The sequence below is a fragment of the Psychromonas marina genome, assembly GCF_030161115.1.
Lineage (GTDB): Bacteria > Pseudomonadota > Gammaproteobacteria > Enterobacterales > Psychromonadaceae > Psychromonas > Psychromonas marina.
On record NZ_BSPQ01000002.1, the window covers coordinates 310,572 to 331,413 of the forward strand.

Annotated in this window: 20 protein-coding genes; 16 read left to right on the forward strand and 4 right to left on the reverse strand. The window is 40.2% G+C overall.

Annotated features, from left to right (window positions below):
- Positions 1-191: 191 nt before the first annotated feature.
- From xthA to suhB, 3 genes are all read right to left on the reverse strand, one after another.
- The gene (xthA, locus tag QQK09_RS05545; RefSeq protein WP_284203113.1) at positions 192-998 is read right to left on the reverse strand and encodes an exodeoxyribonuclease III; all 807 of its coding nucleotides are present in this window, start codon (positions 996-998) and stop codon (positions 192-194) included.
- Positions 999-1,071: 73 nt separating this feature from the next.
- Complete coding sequence (locus QQK09_RS05550; protein ID WP_284203114.1) at positions 1,072-1,308, reverse strand: TIGR02647 family protein; 237 nt, start codon at positions 1,306-1,308, stop codon at positions 1,072-1,074.
- 196 nt (positions 1,309-1,504) lie between these two features.
- Positions 1,505-2,293, reverse strand: coding sequence for an inositol-1-monophosphatase (gene suhB, locus QQK09_RS05555; protein WP_284203115.1), 789 nt, complete (start codon positions 2,291-2,293; stop codon positions 1,505-1,507).
- A gap of 426 nt (positions 2,294-2,719) precedes the next feature.
- Here suhB and trmJ point away from each other — a divergent pair, with 426 nt between their 5' ends.
- The 8 genes from trmJ (at position 2,720) to fdx (ending at position 9,107) form a co-directional block, all read left to right on the forward strand.
- The gene (trmJ, locus tag QQK09_RS05560; RefSeq protein WP_284203116.1) at positions 2,720-3,490 is read left to right on the forward strand and encodes a tRNA (cytosine(32)/uridine(32)-2'-O)-methyltransferase TrmJ; all 771 of its coding nucleotides are present in this window, start codon (positions 2,720-2,722) and stop codon (positions 3,488-3,490) included.
- Positions 3,491-3,603: 113 nt separating this feature from the next.
- Positions 3,604-4,083, forward strand: a complete 480-nt coding sequence (gene iscR / locus QQK09_RS05565; RefSeq protein ID WP_284203117.1) for a Fe-S cluster assembly transcriptional regulator IscR — start codon at positions 3,604-3,606, stop codon at positions 4,081-4,083.
- A gap of 15 nt (positions 4,084-4,098) precedes the next feature.
- Positions 4,099-5,313, forward strand: coding sequence for an IscS subfamily cysteine desulfurase (locus tag QQK09_RS05570; protein ID WP_284203118.1), 1,215 nt, complete (start codon positions 4,099-4,101; stop codon positions 5,311-5,313).
- Between the two features lie 173 nt (positions 5,314-5,486).
- The gene (gene iscU, locus QQK09_RS05575; RefSeq protein ID WP_284203119.1) at positions 5,487-5,867 is read left to right on the forward strand and encodes a Fe-S cluster assembly scaffold IscU; all 381 of its coding nucleotides are present in this window, start codon (positions 5,487-5,489) and stop codon (positions 5,865-5,867) included.
- Between the two features lie 24 nt (positions 5,868-5,891).
- Positions 5,892-6,215, forward strand: coding sequence for an iron-sulfur cluster assembly protein IscA (gene iscA, locus QQK09_RS05580; protein WP_284203120.1), 324 nt, complete (start codon positions 5,892-5,894; stop codon positions 6,213-6,215).
- Positions 6,216-6,304: 89 nt separating this feature from the next.
- Entirely contained in the window at positions 6,305-6,814 is a 510-nt protein-coding gene (gene hscB / locus QQK09_RS05585; protein WP_284203121.1) for a co-chaperone HscB, read from the forward strand.
- A 21-nt stretch (positions 6,815-6,835) separates the two neighbouring features.
- Entirely contained in the window at positions 6,836-8,692 is a 1,857-nt protein-coding gene (gene hscA / locus QQK09_RS05590) for a Fe-S protein assembly chaperone HscA (protein WP_284203122.1), read from the forward strand.
- 76 nt (positions 8,693-8,768) lie between these two features.
- A complete protein-coding gene (fdx, locus tag QQK09_RS05595) occupies positions 8,769-9,107 on the forward strand; it encodes an ISC system 2Fe-2S type ferredoxin (RefSeq protein WP_284203123.1) in 339 nt (112 codons plus the stop codon).
- 158 nt (positions 9,108-9,265) lie between these two features.
- On the opposite strand, the gene QQK09_RS05600 is transcribed toward fdx, so the two are convergent.
- Positions 9,266-10,450: a multidrug effflux MFS transporter gene (locus QQK09_RS05600; protein ID WP_284203124.1), complete on the reverse strand. Its 1,185-nt coding sequence runs from the start codon at positions 10,448-10,450 to the stop codon at positions 9,266-9,268.
- 428 nt (positions 10,451-10,878) lie between these two features.
- Between QQK09_RS05600 and QQK09_RS05605 the strand changes: the two genes are divergently transcribed.
- The 8 genes from QQK09_RS05605 to QQK09_RS05640 all read left to right on the forward strand — a co-directional run bounded on the left by QQK09_RS05605 (position 10,879) and on the right by QQK09_RS05640 (position 20,800).
- Positions 10,879-11,286, forward strand: a complete 408-nt coding sequence (locus QQK09_RS05605) for a glycine zipper family protein (protein WP_284203125.1) — start codon at positions 10,879-10,881, stop codon at positions 11,284-11,286.
- A 241-nt stretch (positions 11,287-11,527) separates the two neighbouring features.
- Positions 11,528-11,725, forward strand: a complete 198-nt coding sequence (gene iscX, locus QQK09_RS05610) for a Fe-S cluster assembly protein IscX (protein ID WP_284203126.1) — start codon at positions 11,528-11,530, stop codon at positions 11,723-11,725.
- Positions 11,726-11,795: 70 nt separating this feature from the next.
- Complete coding sequence (gene pepB / locus QQK09_RS05615) at positions 11,796-13,091, forward strand: aminopeptidase PepB (protein ID WP_284203127.1); 1,296 nt, start codon at positions 11,796-11,798, stop codon at positions 13,089-13,091.
- 126 nt (positions 13,092-13,217) lie between these two features.
- Positions 13,218-15,587 (forward strand): bifunctional 23S rRNA (guanine(2069)-N(7))-methyltransferase RlmK/23S rRNA (guanine(2445)-N(2))-methyltransferase RlmL, encoded by a 2,370-nt coding sequence (gene rlmKL / locus QQK09_RS05620; RefSeq protein ID WP_431312581.1) that lies wholly within the window; start codon positions 13,218-13,220, stop codon positions 15,585-15,587.
- On the forward strand, positions 15,580-15,804 hold the full coding sequence (locus tag QQK09_RS05625) for a glutaredoxin family protein (protein WP_284203129.1): 225 nt from the start codon (positions 15,580-15,582) through the stop codon (positions 15,802-15,804). The genes rlmKL and QQK09_RS05625 overlap by 8 nt, the downstream gene beginning before the upstream one ends.
- 95 nt (positions 15,805-15,899) lie before the next feature.
- Positions 15,900-17,807, forward strand: coding sequence for an ATP-binding cassette ATPase Uup (gene uup, locus QQK09_RS05630; protein WP_284203130.1), 1,908 nt, complete (start codon positions 15,900-15,902; stop codon positions 17,805-17,807).
- Between the two features lie 6 nt (positions 17,808-17,813).
- A complete protein-coding gene (locus QQK09_RS05635) occupies positions 17,814-19,634 on the forward strand; it encodes a DUF3466 family protein (RefSeq protein WP_284203132.1) in 1,821 nt (606 codons plus the stop codon).
- A gap of 203 nt (positions 19,635-19,837) precedes the next feature.
- Positions 19,838-20,800 (forward strand): PstS family phosphate ABC transporter substrate-binding protein, encoded by a 963-nt coding sequence (locus tag QQK09_RS05640; RefSeq protein WP_284203134.1) that lies wholly within the window; start codon positions 19,838-19,840, stop codon positions 20,798-20,800.
- Positions 20,801-20,842: the final 42 nt, after the last annotated feature.

Below are 20,842 nucleotides of genomic sequence, written 5' to 3' on the forward strand. Positions count from 1 at the left end.
AGCAGTTTTTTAAAGTGGAATTAAATCTTTATTCTGTTCAGATATAGGTGTTTATTTTTAAATACTTATATAAGCCAAAATAACAAAGTGCATAAATATTTTTTATTAGTATTAATATAGTACTAGATATGTGCTGGTTAATTGATATGAGGGCTTAATATAATTAAGCCCTCATATGATGTTTAGGATTGTTATGCGAACTCTGTCCAGATAGGCGCGTGATCTGAAGGTTTTTCAATACCTCTTAATTCGTAATCAATACCTGCATCAACGGTATTTTCAGCTAATTTCTTTGTCGCTAATACCACATCAATACGTAAACCGCGGTTATCATCAAAACCACGAGAACGGTAATCAAACCAGCTAAACTGATCATTCACCTCTGGGTTTAATAATCGGAATGTATCGGTGAAACCAAAATCCATCAGTTTTTTAAGCCATTCACGCTCTTCAGGCAAAAAGCTACATTTTTTGGTTTTTAACCAACGTTTGGCATTGACTTCACCGATACCAATATCTAAATCAAGTGGTGAGATATTAATATCACCCATCACGATAACATTGTCATCAGCAGTGTGGTTTTCGTTAAGGTAAGTGTTTAAATCCATATAAAATTGACGTTTGTATGGGTACTTTGTTTCATGAGTTTGGCTTTCACCCTGTGGGAAGTAGCCATTTAATACCGTTGTTTTTTCACCATTATCATCCTCTAATGTCACCATGATCATGCGTTTTTGGTGATCTTCATCGTCGGTAGGGAAGCCATACTGTACTGAGATAGGCTCCTTTTTACATAACATAGCCACACCATAGTGCGCTTTTTGGCCATGAAAGTAGACGTGATAACCCATCGCTTCAACTGCTTCGACAGGAAACATATCGTTATGTACTTTGATCTCTTGAAGGCCAATAACATCTGGTTGATGCTTATCGATAATAGCTTGGAGTTGGTGAAGGCGAGCACGAAGCCCATTGATATTAAAGGAGATAACTTTCATAAAAAGCCCTAATCACATATGTATGGAAAATTAGGGCTAATGTAGCGTGGTGAGTTCAAAAACTCAACTGTTTCTAGCTCAGTGTCGCTAATACACGATGTAGATGATCAACGATTTCAATACCGCTGTCGGTTAAATAACCGCCATCTGGAAGTGAGATAAGACCTTTATCGAACAGTGATTTCGCTGCATTAATGACGGCTGGGGCGGCATCATTATGAATTTTTATGCCTTCTAATTGAGAGTGTGTTGGGAATTTAGCGAGTAATTGCATTTCATCAAACAGTGTATCAGAATAATTTTTAATCATAATCGTTCACTTCTCTTGAATAGGGGAAGTTTCATCATAGGTATTTCAATTAGGATTGCAAATTAATAGTAACGTAAGTTGGTGTAGATCAAAAAAGCCCCCAAGAAAGTGATAACTTGGAGGCTTCAGTCAATAATTAGTGCTCAGATTTTAGTCATCGGTTGAAATTTTACCAATCACTCACTGCTAGCGACTATTAAACGTGATGTTTACGAATAATCGTTAACATCTCTTTTAATAGTTTAGGGTTAGCTGCAACAACGTTGCCTGATTTCATGTAATCATTGCCACCATTAAAGTCAGTCATCATTGCGCCTGATTCTTTAAGAAGTAGTTCGCCTGCTGCGATATCCCAAGGTTTTAGACCGAATTCCCAGAAACCATCCATACGACCCGCGGCAACATAAGCTAAATCAAGTGCAGCACTACCACTTCGACGCATATCAGCAACGTCTAAGAAGAAATCATTGAAGATTTCAAGGTAAGTTTTTGTATGGTGTTTTTGCTTGAATGGGAAACCAGTTGCTAATAATGTACCAGCTAGTTTTGGCACATCGCTTGTACGTGTACGGTAACCATTGATTTGTGAGCTTTGACCTTTAACTGCCGAGAATAGCTCGTTACGAATTGGATCGAATACGATACCAACTTCAGTGCGTCCTTTGATTTTTAACGCAATTGAAACAGCAAAATGTGGAATGCCGTGAATGAAGTTAGTTGTGCCGTCAAGCGGATCAATAATCCATTGGTGATCTTTATCTTTACCTTCGATAATACCAGACTCTTCACAGATGAAGCTGTGGTCAGGGTAAGATTTTTGTAATGTACCAATAATTGCAAGCTCAGCTTCTTTATCAACACTACTTACATAGTCATTTAGAGATTTTTCTTCAACTTCAACTGATTCTAGACTTTCGTAGCCTTTAACAATTACTTTACCTGCGTTGCGGGCAGCACGAATTGCAATATTTAACATTGGATGCATTGGATCACCATTAGATTGTAAAAGAACATGAAGGGAGATTCCTTCGGCGCAAAATTATACACAGGTCACATAATTGTGCAAATGTTTATTAGCCTCCGTTGAACTTTTTTGTTTAAATTTTGTTCGCTTTAGGGGGAGGTGGGGGAGTGAGATCTGCTCTTGTTATCTCAGCGAGTTTTGTCTGACGCTGTGCAAAATGCTAGTTTTTGCATTGCGTACAGTTTGGCGTCGTCAAATAGAGTCATACAGAACGTCTTGAGGCAAACTCGAAGGGCAAACTTCAACAGTACCCAGTGTATAAATGAGTGATTGAATAAAGCACAACGGGTATCGTTATTCTATTTTTTTGTCGCACATATTCTGATAAACTTCGCCCTTATTTTATAGCAAGCTGTCATCGGCTTATTAATTTTTCAAGGAACACTTATGCTAGATAACGTCCGTATCATTCTAATCGGTACTTCTCACCCTGGTAATATTGGCAGCGCAGCGCGTGCAATGAAAACAATGGGTTTATCTAATTTAGTGTTAGTAGATCCTGAATGTGAAATCGATGGTAAATCTGTTGCGTTATCGGCGGGAGCGGGTGACGTACTTAAAAACCACCAACGCTTTGATACATTAGATGAAGCAATTGCAGACTGTGGCTTAGTGATCGGTGCAAGTGCACGCCCACGTACACTAGATTGGCCAATGCTAGATCCGCGTGAAATGGGTGAGCAAGCAGTTATCGAAGGTCAAAAACACCCGATTGCACTGGTGTTTGGTCGTGAAAATAGCGGTTTAACTAATGAAGAGCTACAAAAATGTAATTTTCATGTGTTTATTCCTGCAAATCCAGAATATAGCTCGTTAAATCTAGCAATGGCGGTACAAACATTAAGTTATGAAATTCGCATGGCGTTTTTATCTTCAAAGGCTTATCCAGAGCAAGTAGAAGAGTACCCGCTTGCAGATGAAATTGAAGGTATGTTTAAGCATCTTGAGCAAACTTTAATTGATACACGCTTTATCGTTCCCGCGCATCCCGGCCTAGTTATGACGAAACTTCGTCGCTTCTTTAACCGTGCACGCCCTGAAGTCGTTGAGTTACGTATGTGGCGCGGCGTCTTCAGTAGCATCCAAAAGTCATTGATCTCGTTACAAAAAGAAGAAAAAGTGGCAGAGAAAAATAACGAAATAGAAGACAAAAAATAAACTTGACCAAACTTTGTGGTTTTTTAGTTGACTATTTTAGTCAGGTATTTATACTTCACTTATAAGTTCATAGGTATGTGACCTTGTTCACCCTCTAATATAAGTGAAGTGTTATGAAACTAACCTCGAAAGGCCGTTATGCGGTGACTGCAATGTTAGACGTTGCAATTAAAGAACATATGGGCCCAGTGCCATTAGCTGATATTTCTGAGCGCCAAGGGATTTCATTATCCTATTTAGAGCAATTGTTTTCAAAACTCCGCAAAAAAGAGTTGGTGAGCAGTGTGCGTGGACCAGGTGGCGGCTATAAATTAGGCAAAACACGTGACGAAATTTCTGTCGCGATGATTATTGATGCGGTAAACGAATCTGTTGATGTACGTAAATGTACCGGCGAAAGTGGCTGTAATGAGAATGGCGTGCAATGTTTAACGCACTCACTATGGGAACAACTAAGCGACCGTATCAGTAGCTTTTTAGATGGTATTACCCTAGAAGAATTAATGGTCACTGACCATGTACAAACGATTTCTGAAATTCAAAATAATAAATTTAAACAAACTGCACAATTGGACGTGAAAATCGCTCGATAAGTAGTGGAGATAATAATGAAATTACCGATTTACCTTGATTATTCAGCTACAACACCTGTTGACCCACGTGTTGCAGCTATCATGATGAAATATTTAACAATGGATGGCGAGTTTGGTAACCCAGCTTCTCGCTCACACCGCTTTGGATGGCAAGCTGAAGAAGCTGTGGATGTTGCACGTGAGCAAATTGCTGACTTAATTAATGCGGATTCGCGTGAAATCGTATTTACCTCTGGTGCGACTGAATCAAATAACCTTGCTATAAAAGGTGCTGCACACTTTTACGGTAAAAAAGGTAAGCACATCATTACCGCTAAAACTGAGCATAAAGCAGTATTAGATACCTGTCGCCAATTAGAGCGTGAAGGTTATGAAGTCACTTATTTAGAACCAGGCAGTGATGGTATTGTTACACCAGAACAGCTAAAAGCTGCATTGCGTGAAGATACCGTTTTAGTATCACTGATGCATGTTAATAACGAAATTGGTGTTATTCAAGATATTGCAGCGTTTGGTGAAATTTGCCGTGCAAATAAAGTTGTTCTGCACGTTGATGCTGCGCAAAGTGCCGGTAAAATTGAAATTGACGTGCAAAACATGAAAGTCGATTTAATCTCTTTCTCTGCGCATAAAATATATGGTCCGAAAGGCATCGGTGCACTTTATGTTTCTCGTAAACCTCGTATTCGTCTTGAAGGACAGATGCACGGTGGCGGACATGAACGTGGTATGCGCAGTGGTACATTACCAACGCATCAAATCGTAGCAATGGGTGAAGCATTCCGTATTGCTAAAGAAGAGATGGTTGAAGAAAATGAACGTCTTCTAAAACTACGTACACGTCTGTTAGACGGTGTAAGTGATATGGAAGAAGTCTACGTGAATGGTTCGATGGATCATCGTATTGCAGGTAACATTAACATCAGCTTTAACTACGTTGAAGGTGAATCATTAGTAATGGCATTGAAAGACTTAGCCGTTTCTTCTGGTAGTGCATGTACATCTGCAAGCTTAGAGCCATCATATGTTTTACGTGCCATTGGTCGTGATGACGAATTAGCACATAGTTCAATCCGTTTCAGTATTGGTCGTTTCACCACTGAAGAAGAGATTGACTACGCAATTAAAATTATCCGTGAAAATATCGGTAAGTTGCGTGACATGTCGCCACTATGGGATATGTACAAAGAAGGCATTGATATTAACAGTATTGAGTGGTCTCACCACTAAAAATTGATTGATGCTTCGCTCTTTCGCTTAACTACTGCGTTAGAGGTGCTCACTTGGTACACCAAGCTCCGCGCCTCCGCCTTGTATTGAAACGAAATTGCTTTGCCTCAATTCAATTTAATGTATTTAAGAAACTGTTTTAGAAAGATTAAATTAAATAAAGGAATAAGATCATGGCTTACAGCGAAAAAGTAATAGATCATTACGAAAATCCACGTAACGTGGGTTCATTTGATAAAGATGATAAGAGTGTTGCAACCGGTATGGTTGGCGCACCAGCATGTGGCGATGTGATGAAACTGCAACTTAAAATCGACGACAATGGCGTGATTGAAGATGCAAAATTCAAAACATATGGTTGTGGTAGTGCAATCGCTTCTAGCTCATTAGTAACTGAATGGGTTAAAGGCAAAACACTAGACGAAGCGGCGAGCATTACTAATACTCAAATTACCGCTGAGCTGGCTTTACCACCAGTAAAAATCCATTGCTCTATTCTTGCAGAAGATGCAATTAAAGCAGCAATTGATGACTACAAAAGTAAAAACGCTTAATAAGCAGAGTTAAAGGAGTCTATTTTGGCTATCACAATGACAGAGCCAGCGGCACAACATGTTGCTAATTTTCTTGCTAATCGTGGCAAGGGCATAGGTTTACGTTTAGGCGTGAAAACTTCTGGCTGCTCAGGCATGGCTTATGTACTTGAGTTTGTAGATGTATTAAACGAAGACGATGAAATGTTCACCGACAAAGGTGTTAGCATTATCGTTGATAAAAAAAGTCTTGTTTACCTTAATGGCACCGAGCTTGATTTTGTCAAAGAGGGGCTTAACGAAGGCTTCGAATTTAACAACCCAAACACCGATGGTGAGTGTGGTTGTGGCGAAAGCTTCAGCGTTTAATTGATATTTTGGAAAGTAAGGCTGTAAATGATTACTTTCCAATTCTCCTCCCTGTTATTATTCACTCTTTTTCATAGTAGGATCTTACTTTGAATTACTTCCAACTTTTCTCTCTGCCTGAAACCTTTTCTGTCGATAAAAGCGTGCTTGCTAATACCTATCGTGAACTGCAAAAGCAGTATCATCCCGATAAATTTGTGATGCTTTCAGACGCAGAGCGATTAACCGCAATGCAAAAAAGCACCGAAATTAATGATGCTTATGAAACGCTAAAGAATAGCTGTTTACGCGCACAATACCTGCTGTTATTAGCAGGGCTTGATATCGCTTTAGAGCAACGTACTCTGCAAGATACCGACTTTTTAATGCAGCAGATGATGTGGCGCGAACAGATTGAGTCTTTCAGCGAAGATGATGAAGATGAAATCGACGCATTCAGCGCTAATATACAACAGCAAGTGAATGATTTAGAATCAAACATTGGACAACAGTTACAGGAAGAAGCACTTGAAGCAACCGCGAATAGTGTTCGTAAATTAAAATTTATGCTTAAACTGCAAACTGAAATTGAGCAACTTGAAGAGAAGCTCTTCGACTAAGAATTTAAGGTTATAATTGTTATGGCATTACTTCAAATTGCAGAGCCGGGATTATCGGCTGCACCACATCAGCATAAACTCGCTGTTGGTATCGATTTAGGCACCACTAACTCACTGGTAGCAACCGTACGTAGTGGTGTTGCAAGTGCATTAGTTGATGAAAATGATCAAGATATGCTGCCCTCGGTCATTCATTACGGTGAAGACAATCAAATATTGACTGGTCTCGCAGCACAACAAAAATTGATTACTGATCCGCTTAATACCCTGGTATCAGTTAAACGATTAATTGGTAAATCTTTGGCTGAACTTGATCAAACCCACACGGCTTATCAGTTTAGTGCGCACGAAAGTGGCCTTGCACAAATTGTAACGCGCAGTGGTGTGATTAATGCGGTGCAGGCTTCGAGCGAAATTTTAAAAACACTTAAACAGCGTGCAACAGAGAGTTTAAAAGGTGAGCTTGATGGTGTGGTCATTACCGTACCTGCTTATTTTGATGATGCTCAACGCCAAGGCACTAAAGATGCTGCGCGCTTAGCTGGCTTGCATGTATTACGTCTATTAAACGAGCCTACAGCTGCTGCGATTGCTTACGGATTAGATTCTGGTCAAGAGGGCGTGATTGCCGTTTATGATTTAGGCGGTGGTACTTTTGATATCTCGGTTTTACGCTTACATAAAGGCGTATTTGAAGTATTAGCAACCGGTGGTGATTCGGCACTTGGCGGTGATGATTTTGACCATACGATTGTTGAATGGATCAAATCTGAAGCCAATATCAGTGGTGAATTAAGCCCAGAACTTCAGCAAGAGTTATTACAAGTAGCTCGCGCCGCGAAACAACAGTTAAGTGCGCAAGAACAAGTCGATATTAACCTAACGACGATTGAAGTCGCGCTTACTTTAACTAAAGCTAGCTTTGAACGTTTGATTGAAAAGTTAGTTAAAAAAACATTACGTGCGTGTAAACGTGCCGTCAAAGATGCGCAAATTTCGTTAGATGAAATTGTACAGGTCGTGATGGTCGGTGGCTCTACACGTGTACCATTAGTGCGTGAAAAGGTCAGTGAATTCTTTAAACGTGAAGTATTAACATCGATTGATCCTGATAAAGTAGTGGCTATTGGTGCATCTATTCAAGCCGATATTTTAGTTGGTAATAAACCAGATTCTGAAATGTTATTGCTGGATGTTTTACCACTTTCACTTGGCCTTGAAACCATGGGCGAGCTAGTGGAAAAGGTTATTCCGCGTAATACCACTATCCCGGTGGCGCGCGCGCAAGAGTTTACGACCTTCAAAGATGGTCAAACAGCGATGTTGATCCATGTTTTACAGGGTGAGCGTGAGCAAGTTAAAGATTGTCGTTCGTTAGCACGTTTTGTATTAACTGATATTCCACCAATGGCGGCTGGGGCTGCACATATTCGTGTGACCTTCCAAGTAGATGCCGATGGCTTATTGAGTGTGACTGCGATGGAAAAATCATCGGGTGTACAAGCTAATATTGAAGTTAAACCCTCTTACGGTTTAAGCGATGCACAGGTGATGGAGATGTTAAGTGCTTCGCAAACCTTTGCACAACAAGATATCGACGCGCGTATGTTGATCGAGCAACAGGTTGAAGTTAAACGTGTGATTGAAAACCTTGAAGGGGCACTTGAAAAAGATGGTCATCAACTTCTTGATGATGGTGAGTTCCAAGTGATTAAAGACAATATCGACGTGTTAGCTAAAATTGGTCAAGGTACAGATGTTGCTGCGATTAAAGAAGCGTTAAAAGCGATTGATAAGTTAACTGATCATTATGCATCATTAAGAATGGATGCATCGATTAAAGCCGCTTTAACAGGGCAATCGGTTGATACAATATAAATAGTCAGGTGTTGGCCTGAGCATCTGTTTTGTCGCCACACATAAAATTAAAAGTTAAATTATAAAGGTTATTGGAATGCCAAAAGTAATATTTTTACCTCATGAAGAGTTATGCCCAGAGGGTCTTGTTGTTGAAGCGAAAGAGGGCGATACGGTGTTAGATCTCGCGCTAGAGAACCATATCCATATTGAACACGCCTGTGAAAAATCATGTGCTTGTACAACTTGTCATGTGATTGTGCGTGAAGGTTTTGATTCCCTTGAAGAGAGTGACGAACTTGAAGACGATATGCTTGATAAAGCATGGGGTCTTGAACCTGATTCACGCCTTGGTTGCCAAGCCTGCGTGAAAGATGAAGATCTGGTTATCGAGATTCCAAAATATACGGTTAATATCGTGTCAGAAAATCATTAATCTTTAGCGGTTAATGCTTTTAAAAAGCACTATAGGGCGTTTATCTTGTAAACGTTTTATGGTGTTTTTTTGTTTTTACGCAGTAGTTCGTCAAGCTAATCCCTGTGCTGAGCCGACAACGCTGATTGATTTTTTAACGGATATCAAGTGAGCGCTTATTAGTTTTCTTGTAATTCTGGGCAGTTAAAGCCGCGAATAATATTCATTAGGGTAATGCCCGAAAATAGTAAGATAACACCAGAAAGGTGCCAAGCTTGGGCTAATCCAAGCTGCATTAACCCCATACTAACGATAGCAGAAACGATCATTTGACCACCACCCGACATCGCAGCCGCAGCTCCTGCATTTTCTTTGTAGGGTTGCATCACCAGAGACTGAGAGCAAGGCAGTGCGATACCGTTACCGACGATCATCCAAAACACACCTAGCATTAAATAAAGCGGCTCAACGGGACAAAAGAATAACCACAATGCCGAGATCAGGTGTAAAAATGGTGTGCAAAGCAGCATTTTTTTATTCCCGATTTTTACTCTGAAACGGTTACATATTGTCGCGCCACATAATAGACCTAAGGCGGGGATTAATGCCCATAATGCATATTCATCGGATTCCATTCCTATCTGGTCTTGCATGATAAATGGCATCAATGAAACGGAGGTGATCATTAAGCTAAAGTTAAGCCAACTGATACTCGCGAAACTGATAAAATATCTTGAACGAAGTAATTGTGCATACTGTGTGAGCATCTTTTTAGGAGAGGGGATTGGCTTATATTCCGTGACTGTTTCTTTAAACTTTAAAAGCAGCACACAGAACGCAATCAGCACATAGGCGAGTAACGAGATAAACACCATTTGCCAGCCAAAATAGACGTTAATAAAACCACCAATGATCGGCGCGATTAAAGGTGTAATGGAAGCCACCATCATGATATATGACAATGCCATTGGCAGTTCGCTACCACTAAATTTATCGCGTACAGTAGCCCGAGCAAGCACCGCACAACAGCCTGTACCTAACCCCTGTAAAAACCGTCCCAGCACCATACCTTGAAAGGAATCTGCTTGTAATATAATGGTCAATAAACCACAAATGGCAATCAGCAGCCCGACCAATAGTACGCGTTTTCTACCTAATGAATCTGAAATTGGACCATACAGAAACTGTGAAGGACCAAAACCAAGCAGGTAAACCCCGACCAGTAACTGTGCTTCCTCTACGCTAATTGCAAAATCTTTTGCAATCCAAGGCAATGCTGGCATCACAAGCCCCATGCTCAGTTGTCCAATACTGATAACGAGGCAAGCGAGTAAGATGCTCTTGATATTAAATTTAAACGTCACGATGGGGTGCCTTAAGATAAGTAGCTGAATAAGCCATTTTGCCTATTGTATCAATGTAATAGATATAGTTGTGAAGTTTTTTGAGGAGAGAGTTTTCAATTTTACCAAGGAATTTATTGTGCCTATTTCGCTGAAGTTTGTTACATCTGTATTGTGGTTAGTTGGTCAAACTTATTCTGTCTGTGATTGAGCATAATTGACCGTATTAAACGCTGTAAATGAATGAATAATAAAACATCTTCTATTGTATAAGCTGAACTACGAATATAGCTCCCTTAACATCTCCTTATACTAATATGACCAAGTATTGAGTTAGGTTGATATAAATACCTACTTGTAGGATTCCATGCGTCATATGCGATATCGATAATGACAGGCTGCCCCGTATACTTCTGCGCATAAACATCTAAACCGCAAAAGGTAACAAAATGAACATCATCAAATCGACCACGATTTCAATGCTATTAGTGGCTTTTTCAAGTGCCAGTTTTGCCAACGTCATCGTTGATACCCAAAACCTCGATATGCAAAAATATCATGCTGATATGTACGAATGCCAACAACTTTCGCAACAGGTACAGTATGGCGAAACCAACTCTGTTGGGCAGGATATGGTTAGCTCAACAGCGAAAGGTGCGGTAATTGGTGCTGCTGGTGGTGCTATCAGTGGCGGCAGTGGTTCGAAAGGTGCAAAGATAGGTGCTGGAGTTGGTATTGTTAGTGGCCTACTAAGACATGGTGCAGAGAAGCGTAATGCTAATGCACAGTATAGTAATGAGCAGCATAGTGTAATGCACAACTGCCTTGTTGGTCGCGGTTATACCGTGCTTAATTAATTCATCGCATTATCAAATAAACACTTCGGAGCTTAACGGCTCCGTTTTTTCATCTTGTTACTGCGATATCAATGTTCCTAACTCATAACTCGTAGCCTGTATCTCGCAACTCATCTGCTCAATATAACCCCTTGCCATTATTGCATAGTTAGCGTTTAATAATAACGTGTTAGTCAATGGTGAGTTACCGACCATAACAGGGAAATTCATCTCATTAGTTGCAGGCGATAAGGAGAACAATATGACCATACAATGGGTAGACTCTTTAGAGATAGCATTAGCATTAATCGACAAATATCCGCTACAAGATCCGCAACAGGTGCGTTTCACAGACCTGCGTGATTGGGTGTTAGCGTTAGATGAATTTAGCGATGATCCAGCGCATTGCAGCGAACGAATCCTAGAAGCGATTCAACAATGCTGGATCGATGAGATCTAATATCGCTAGTAAATAAGTTAAATAAACGCAGGCCTTTGGTTTGCGTTTTTGTTTTAAAAAAGGAATAAAAATGAGCCACAATTTTTTAGTATCACTGAGTTTTGAACGCGCGTCACCAACATGGGGTGAGAATGCATTATTAAGTTTTTCAGAAGGCCATGCTGTTATTCATCTCAATAAAGACAAAGCGTTATTCTCACAGGTCCAAACAGCAGCACGTAAACTAGATGGTATGTCACTGCCAGAGATTAAACTGCAGGGCGAGCATTGGGATTGCGATTTACGTTGGGCATTTAGCCAAGGATTATTTAACGCTAAAAAAGGCGCTAATATTGATTTTGGTACTGAATTGGCTGATCAAGAATTACAAACATTGACTCTGCGTAAACAGATTGTGGAATGGGTACGTAATACCATCAACCTTGGACCAGAGGCACTTTCTCCACAGGATTTATGTCAAAAGTCAGCGGATTTAATTGATAATGTGGTTGCTGATAAAGCCCACCTTAGTTATAAAATTATCGCTGGTGATGAGCTACTAGAACATCAATTTCATGGTATCTATCAAGTAGGGCGCGGCAGTGTACGTCCGGGTGCGATGTTACAGTTAGATTATAATCCAACCGGTGATAAAAACGCTTTGGTGGAATATGCATTGATTGGTAAAGGGATCACCTTTGATTCTGGCGGTTATAGTTTAAAACCGAGTGCTGGCATGTCGATCATGAAAAGTGACATGGGCGGCGCTGCGACACTTGCCGGTGCGTTAGCACTTTCTATCGTTAATGGTCTACCAAAACGTATCAAGCTTTACCTGTGTTGTGCTGAAAACTTAGTGAGTGGCAATGCGTTTAAATTAGGTGATGTGATCACCTATAAAAACGGTGTAACGGCAGAGATATTAAACAGCGATGCAGAGGGACGCTTAGTGATGGCCGATGGGCTTATTGCGGCACAGGATGATAATCCTGTGCGCATCATTGATGCTGCAACGTTAACCGGTGCTGCTAAAATGGCGGTAGGGCGTGATTATAACTGTGTATTAACCATGGATGATCAGTTTGCGCAATTAGCTAGCGACAGTGCTGCTACGCAGAATGAAAAACTATGGCGCTTACCTTTTGAAGCGTTTCATTTAGAACAAATTAGCTCCTCTTTTGCTGATGTTGCAAATATTTCAAGTGGTGAAGGTATGGCTGGTGCTTCAACGGCTACAGCGTTCCTTGCTAAGTTTGTGAAAACCCCGGAAAAAAACTGGTTACATTTTGATCTTTCTGGCAGTTATCAGCTCGGCGCGAATGGATTATGGGCCGCGGGCGGTAAAGGCCATGGCGTATTGATGTTAAGCGAGATCATCTCTGCTTAGCGATTAAATCGTGCTTAAATGAAAAACACGGTTTTTACCGTGTTTTTTTGTTTTTAAAGCGTATAATGCAGGACGTTTTATTTTCTACTATTTTCATACAATCCCAGAGAACCATTTATGCAAACAATGCAAAGTTATTTTATCCCTACCGCGAAAGGTTTAGCCCCGTTACTTGAGGTTGAACTAAGAGAAATGGGAATTGAAGAACCCAAACAAATCACCGGTGGCGTTAGCTTCAATGGTTCACTAGAGCAAGGCTATAAAGTTTGTTTATGGTCTCGTTTTGCATCACGTGTTTTGCTTAAATTAAGTGAATTCAAGGTGTTAACGCCTTTAGATCTTTACTTAGGTTGTAGCAACATCAAATGGGAAGATCACTTTGATATTAATAGCACGTTCTCAATCGACTTCTCGGGTAGCAACGATGAAATTCGTAATACGCAGTTTGGTGCGTTAAAAATTAAAGATGCGATTGTTGATAGATTCCGTAAAAAGTTTGATGAACAGCGTCCTAATGTTGAAAAGCGTGATGCTGATATTCGTTTTAATGGTCGTTTATGGAAAGATAAAGCTTCTATTTATTTAGATCTTTCTGGCGCACCGCTAAATATCCGTGGTTACCGTACGATTGCTGGTGAAGCACCGTTACGTGAAACATTAGCAGCGGGTATCATCAAGCGTAGTGGTTGGAAAGGTGAACCATTAATGGATCCAATGTGTGGTTCAGGTACGGTGATTATTGAAGCGGCTATGATGTCATTGAATATTGCACCAGGTTCATTACGTCCTACTTTTGGTTTTGAAAAATGGAAAATGCATGATGAAGAGTGTTGGAAAACACTGAAAACATCAGCACAAGTATACGGCCGTCGTGCTGTTCAAGATTGTGATACAAAATTCTATGCGTCTGATTTAAGCCAAGAGATGATTCGTATCGCTAAGCAAAATGCACAACGTGCAGGTGTTGCTGAGCTGATTGAATTCTCTGTGCAAGATGCGAAAAAAATTCTACCACCAGAAGAGTTAGAAACGGGGATGTTAATTTCAAATCCTCCTTACGGTGAACGTTTAGGTGGTTTCAGTGACACGATTACGCTATACACTGAATTAGGTGCACACTTTAAAGATGCATTTGCTGGCTGGAATCTATCGATGTTTGCGATGGATACTGAGCTATTAAGCTGTTTAGGTATGCGTGCTGGTAAAAGCTTCAAGTTCTTCAATGGTCCAATCGAGTGTGTTCTTAAAAACTACCGTATTTCACCAAAACGCAATGCTCAAGGTGTTGTTGCGCCTGTGGTTGAAAAACAAAACGAAAAACAAATTGAAAGCAAACAAAGTACTACTGATATTTACGGTGATATTAACAGTAAATACAGTAACAAACACGACCACAAAAGTAGCGAAACAGAGAGCCAAGCTGTTGAAAGTATCAATCCTTGGACAATGGGTCGTGGTGATGAAGCAGAACTTGAGCCTAAAGAAAGTTTTGAGATGGCACAAGAGTCTGAATCTGAAATTGTATTTAAAGAAGTTCAGCAGATTAAACCAGCTATCTACTCAGAAGCATTTGCAAACCGTTTAACTAAAAATCTTAAAAAATTAGAAAAATGGGCGCAACGTGAAAACGTAGAATGTTACCGTATGTACGATGCAGATTTACCAGAATATAACGTGGCGATTGACCGTTACGGTGAATACGTGATTATTCAAGAGTACCGCGCACCAAAAGAGATTGAGCTAGCTAAAACACGTCGCCGTTTCTTAGACGTCGTTTCTACGGTACGTTACATGCTAAATCTTTCTGATGACAAGTTAGTCATCAAAGTGCGTGAGCGTCAAAAAGGACGTAAGCAATATGAGCGTATGGATGCTAAAAAACAGTCACTTATCATGCACGAAGGGCCTGCAAAAATCATTGTTAACCTGCAAGATTACCTAGATACAGGCCTATTTTTAGACCACCGTCCAGTGCGCCTTAAAATTGGTACCATGGCTAAGGGTAAAGATTTCTTAAACCTATTCTGTTACACAGCAACTGCGTCAGTACATGCTGCGTTAGGTGGGGCTAAATCAACAACAAGTGTTGATATGTCAAACACTTACCTTGCATGGGGTGAGCAAAACTTCGCTGAAAATAACATTAAAGGTGCACATCAGTTCATCCAGCAAGATTGTATTAAATGGTTACAACATGCCCATGAAACGTATGACCTAATCTTCATCGATCCACCTACATTCTCAAACTCTAAACGTATGAGTGATGTATTTGATGTTCAAGATGATCACGTTGCACTATTAACCTCGGCAAGTGAACGTTTAAATGACGGTGGTGAAATCATCTTCTCAAATAATAAACGTAACTTTAAGTTAGACCTTGAAGCGATTAAAGCATTGGGTTTTTACGTTAAAGATATCTCTAAAGCGTCTATTCCTGAAGACTTTAAACGTAACTTCAAAATCCACCAATGCTGGATTTTAACTAAGCATGACTAATTGCGTTACCTTCTATTATACCGATGGTTGTCATCTTTGTGATGACGCTATCAAGTTATTAGAACAGCTCAAGCTAACCTATCAAAAAGTAGATATCATCGAACAAGATAGGTTAGTGACGCTATACGCAACCACAATTCCCGTTGTAGAAAACGCATCAGGTTCAACACTGAACTGGCCGTTTTCACTGCAACAGTTACAGCAATTCACATCCTAATAAGAGCGCTCCTTACCATCCTATTAGGTGTTTATTAATAAACATAGTAACGCTTAGCGCCGCGGCCTAAGTGGTTACTTATAAAAGAGAATTTAATGGCACTACTTACCTTACATAATGCAGAGCTCGCCTTTGGTGACAACCCATTATTAAATAAAACTAACTTAGTGATTGAGCCCAATGAACGTGTTTGTTTAGTGGGACGCAACGGTGCGGGTAAATCAACACTGTTAAAAGTATTAGATGGCCGTATTCAGCTTGATGATGGTACGTTACTTATTAATACTGACGTAAAAGTGGCACGTTTAGAACAAGATCCGCCGACTGCCAATACCATGAGTGCTTACGATTTTGTTGCTTCGGGCATGGATAACGTCGGTGAAGTATTAAAAGCATATCATCACCAACTAGTGGTTATCGAAACAGATTACAGCGAAAAAGAACTCGGTAAATTAGCGAAACTTCAAGAGAAGCTAGACCAACTTGATGGATGGCAGCTAGACAGTAAAATTAATCAAATTCTAGATCGTTTAGCTATCTCTCCTGATACTAACCTTGATGAACTTTCTGGTGGTTGGTTACGTAAAGTAGCGCTAGCAAAAGCGTTAGTGAATGACCCTGATTTACTACTTCTAGACGAACCAACTAACCATTTGGACGTTGGTACTATTGAATGGCTTGAGCAATTTTTATTGAGCTTTAAAGGTTCGATTGTTTTTATCAGCCATGATAGGGAATTTATCCGCCGTTTATCAACGCGCATTATCGATATCGACCGTGGTAATTTGAGTTCTTGGCCTGGTGGTTACGATGAGTATCTTGAGGCTAAAGAGGAAGCATTACGTGTTGAAGATGAACAAAATGCTGAGTTTGACCGTAAATTAGCGATTGAAGAAAAATGGATCCGTCAAGGTATCAAGGCGCGTCGTACCCGTAATGAAGGCCGTGTTCGTGCCCTTAAAGCGTTGCGTAATGAACGTTCAGATCGTCAAAATGTTCAGGGTAAAGCGAAAATCAATATCGATGTTTCAAGTCGCTCTGGCAAAATTATCTTTGAAGCTGAAAACGTTTCTTACGGTTATGAAGATTTACCTATCGTTAAAGATTTCTCAACGACGATCATGCGTGGTGATAAAATTGCATTTGTTGGCCGTAATGGTTGTGGTAAGAGTACCGTTTTAAAACTGTTCTTAGACCAACTTCAACCTGATTCTGGTACGTTGAAATGTGGTACTAAGTTAGAAGTCGCTTACTTTGACCAATACCGCGATACCTTAGATCCTGAAAAATCAGTGATGGATAACCTTGCTGAAGGTAAGCAGGAAGTCGAAGTGAATGGCCTTAAACGTCATGTTTTAGGTTACCTGCAAGACTTCTTATTCCACCCTGTGCGTGCAAGAACACCCGTTAAAGCACTTTCTGGTGGTGAGAAGAATCGCCTGTTATTGGCTAAAATCTTCTTAAAACCTAATAACTTATTGATTCTTGATGAACCAACCAATGATCTTGATGTCGAAACGCTAGAGCTGTTAGAAGAGCTATTAGCTGACTATAAAGGCACACTATTATTAGTAAGCCATGACCGTAGTTTTGTTGATAATACAGTAACACATACTTGGTTCTTTGATGGTAATGGTAACATTGAGCAATTTGTAGGCGGCTTCACCGATGCTGCACGTCATAAAGCGCAAAGTGAACAAGCACCGGTTATCGAGAAAAAAGAAGACAAGAAAGCAAAAGTAGAAAAAGCGGCGCCAAAATCAAAACCAACTAAAAAATTATCGTATAAGATGCAGTTGGAATTAGATGCATTGCCAAGAGAACTTGAGCAATTAGAGGCGCGCGTTGAAGAGTTGCAGGAGGCGATTAATACTCCTGAGTTTTTCACTAAAGATAAAAAAGATGCGGATCAATTCCTTGCTGAACTTGCAACAACCGAAGAAAAATTAGAAGTTGCTTTTGAGCGTTGGGAACATTTAGAAGAGTTACAAAACGGAGAATAACTTTACATGAAATTTAAACTCACATTAGTGTCTGCTTCATTAGCATTGCTATTGGCTAATAGCAGTTGGGCAGAGGGGCTACCATACTACAATATTGTGCCTATCGATGTTGATAATGGTCTTGACGAAAGCGTTGGCGCTTACCCAGTAGCAATGTCTGATGATGGAAATTTTATTGCGACCGCTTCAATCAGAGCGGCCATTTCACGTAACATAGATATCGGTTTACCGTTTACCTTTAATCGTGATTGCCAATATGATGATGATATTTGTGAGCTTGAATTTGAAGGCAGTGAAAGCGCTGCTGACTTTAGTTATTACAATGCTTACAAAGCATGGCGAAATGCACAAGCGGATGCTTCATCGGGTTATGAACGTTACATGTTTGCCAATACGTTATTAGATTTAAGTGATGATGCTAGGGATACTGTTTTTGGCTCTGATGCGAGTAGTGATGTTAAAATCACGGATGTAAGTGATGAAATCGACACAATGGGCAACCAACGTTACCTTGTGGGCTATACGTCAGCGCCTTACATCGGTGGTGAACGTGAATTTGTACGTCGTGCTTATATTGAAGACTATGATGGTAATGCAATTGAGCTCGTCCCAGAGTTTACTAGCAATGGTGGTTTTAGCAGTGCCTATAAACTACAGCAGGTAACCTACACGGATGGTACTGAAAAAACATTAGTGATTGGTGCGTCAAGTCGTTCATACCCTGATGACGATGATGATCGTTTTAATGACTGTTATAACAGTGATGAAGATGATTATCGTTATAATTATAATGACTTAGTATATTGTCCTGGTTTTGATACCCAAGCTTGGGCCTGGGATGTAAGCGATTTAGCGTCAGAGCCAACTAATTTTGCATTAGCAACTACGTGGTTAGAAAACAACGAGACCAATCGAAACAGTTTAACCTTTAGTGCCAATGCTTTTGATATGAATAAGTCAGGTATCGCTGTTGGCGCATCGACTTTTGAGTATGGGCGTGGCACTGAAGGTGCCCGTCAGCGTGCAATTATTATGACGCCAGACGAAGCGGGTAACTATACAAAACCAACAGAGTTAACGGCTGCTGTTAGCGGTATCGATGATCAAGAGGATTCTATCTATAACACTTGGGCGTTAACCATCTCTGAAGCGGGTATTGTGACCGGTAACCGTGAATACGATACGGTTAAAGGGCGTAACCAGCCGATTGAGTTTTTTGTTTATAATAATGAAACTAATACAGTTAAATTTCCACTGTTAGACAAAAAAGTAGCGACAACCAAACAGTACCTTGATAATGGTAGTCATTACATCACTAAAAGTGGTGCCAATAGCCGCATTTATGATGCGAATGAAGATGGTTTAATGGTTGGTGAAGTTGATGGTTATGATCAAAACGATCCTGTTTATCAGGGTAATGCTCGTAGCCAAAGTGCATTTTTGTATAACAATGAAAGCAATGAAGCTTGGTTGTTGAACGACCTGATCTGTAGTATGGAAGCAGACGATGAGGTAACTTCTCCATTTATACGTATTCGTAGTGCAACGGTTATTAGCGATAGTGATGAAAATGGCGATCATGTGATATTGGCGGAAGGTTTCGAGTATGCAAATGCTGAAGCTTACAACAATAAAATTGGTGCCGTGCCAATGGCCTTTAAATTAACGCGTAATTTAGACGTTGCAACACCAGGGGATAGCCCAAACTGTTGGGAGTCTGATCTGTTGCAATCAAGCGATGAAGATTACGAACGCCAAGGTGCAGCCTCATTCTGGTTATGGTTATTTGCATTGCCGATGTTATTTATACGCCGCTTTAAAAAATAATCTCAGGATTATTTCATCTCTTGTGAGCTATTGAAGCCTGTTAGTGTTAACTTTCAGGCTTTTTTTTCGATTTAATTTCAGATGTCATTAAAGTGTCACACAAGGTGGGCATATTAGCCGCATCACCAAAAAGTAAAACACATTCTTACTTAATAATGACTAAGAATTACACCAATCAATTTAAACTTTACAGGGAGTTTTAGATGAAACTTAAAACATTAGCAGCAGCTATGACACTTAGCGCATCGTTATTTACAGTAGCTACTTCTGCTTCAGCAGCGGCACTACCAAGTTATGAGAAAGTAAGTGGTATTTCGGGAAATCTATCTTCTGTTGGCTCTGACACGCTGGCTAATATGATGACATTCTGGGCAGAAGAGTTTAAAACAAACTACCCAAATATTAATATCCAAATTCAAGCTGCTGGTTCATCAACAGCGCCGCCTTCATTGACAGAAGGTACGTCTCAATTCGGCCCAATGAGTCGTAAAATGAAGTCTAAAGAGATTGAAGCATTTGAAAAACGTTACGGTTACAAACCAACAGCAGTACGCGTCGCAATCGATGCACTTGCTGTTTTTGTTAATAAAGATAACCCAATTGAAGGCTTAAGCATCAAACAAGTTGATGCTATTTTCTCTGCAACACAAAAATGTGGTAACGATATTAACGCAACACGTTGGGCTGATTTGGGATTAACGGGTGGCTGGGCTGGTCGAGATATTCAACTGTTTGGTCGTAATTCAGTATCGGGTACTTACGGTTACTTTAAGAAAAAAGCACTGTGTAAAGGCGATTACAAAAATAGTGTAAACGAGCAGCCTGGCTCAGCATCAGTTGTGCAATCGGTTGCTTCTTCACTGAACTCAATCGGCTACTCTGGTATCGGTTATAAAGTAGCGGGTGTTAAAGCGGTAGCGCTGTCTAAGAAAGGTGGTCCATTCATTGAAGCGACAATGGAAAATGCGATTTCGGGTAAATACCCATTATCACGTTTCCTATACGTTTACGTGAACAAGCACCCAAACAAACCACTTTCTCCTCTGCAAGCTGAGTTCTTAAGAATGGTATTGTCAGAGCAAGGACAAGGGATTGTTAAGAAAGATGGTTACATTCCACTACCAAGTAAAGTGGCGATGAATGAGTTGGCTAAACTAGGCCTTTAAGATAACGGATAAAAGCTAATCTTTAATTGCTTTAAAACCAAT

Excerpts from the sequence above, each read along its gene's own strand:
- hscA (WP_284203122.1), top strand. The coding sequence starts at position 6,836 with ATGGCATTACTTCAAATTGCAGAGCCGGGATTATCGGCTGCACCACAT.
- fdx (WP_284203123.1), top strand. The coding sequence starts at position 8,769 with ATGCCAAAAGTAATATTTTTACCTCATGAAGAGTTATGCCCAGAGGGT.
- xthA (WP_284203113.1), bottom strand. The coding sequence starts at position 998 with ATGAAAGTTATCTCCTTTAATATCAATGGGCTTCGTGCTCGCCTTCAC.
- suhB (WP_284203115.1), bottom strand. The coding sequence starts at position 2,293 with ATGCATCCAATGTTAAATATTGCAATTCGTGCTGCCCGCAACGCAGGT.
- iscR (WP_284203117.1), top strand. The coding sequence starts at position 3,604 with ATGAAACTAACCTCGAAAGGCCGTTATGCGGTGACTGCAATGTTAGAC.
- iscU (WP_284203119.1), top strand. The coding sequence starts at position 5,487 with ATGGCTTACAGCGAAAAAGTAATAGATCATTACGAAAATCCACGTAAC.
- QQK09_RS05640 (WP_284203134.1), top strand. The coding sequence starts at position 19,838 with ATGAAACTTAAAACATTAGCAGCAGCTATGACACTTAGCGCATCGTTA.
- iscX (WP_284203126.1), top strand. The coding sequence starts at position 11,528 with ATGACCATACAATGGGTAGACTCTTTAGAGATAGCATTAGCATTAATC.
- rlmKL (WP_431312581.1), top strand. The coding sequence starts at position 13,218 with ATGCAAAGTTATTTTATCCCTACCGCGAAAGGTTTAGCCCCGTTACTT.
- uup (WP_284203130.1), top strand. The coding sequence starts at position 15,900 with ATGGCACTACTTACCTTACATAATGCAGAGCTCGCCTTTGGTGACAAC.
- QQK09_RS05625 (WP_284203129.1), top strand. The coding sequence starts at position 15,580 with ATGACTAATTGCGTTACCTTCTATTATACCGATGGTTGTCATCTTTGT.
- trmJ (WP_284203116.1), top strand. The coding sequence starts at position 2,720 with ATGCTAGATAACGTCCGTATCATTCTAATCGGTACTTCTCACCCTGGT.
- QQK09_RS05635 (WP_284203132.1), top strand. The coding sequence starts at position 17,814 with ATGAAATTTAAACTCACATTAGTGTCTGCTTCATTAGCATTGCTATTG.
- pepB (WP_284203127.1), top strand. The coding sequence starts at position 11,796 with ATGAGCCACAATTTTTTAGTATCACTGAGTTTTGAACGCGCGTCACCA.
- QQK09_RS05605 (WP_284203125.1), top strand. The coding sequence starts at position 10,879 with ATGAACATCATCAAATCGACCACGATTTCAATGCTATTAGTGGCTTTT.
- QQK09_RS05550 (WP_284203114.1), bottom strand. The coding sequence starts at position 1,308 with ATGATTAAAAATTATTCTGATACACTGTTTGATGAAATGCAATTACTC.
- QQK09_RS05570 (WP_284203118.1), top strand. The coding sequence starts at position 4,099 with ATGAAATTACCGATTTACCTTGATTATTCAGCTACAACACCTGTTGAC.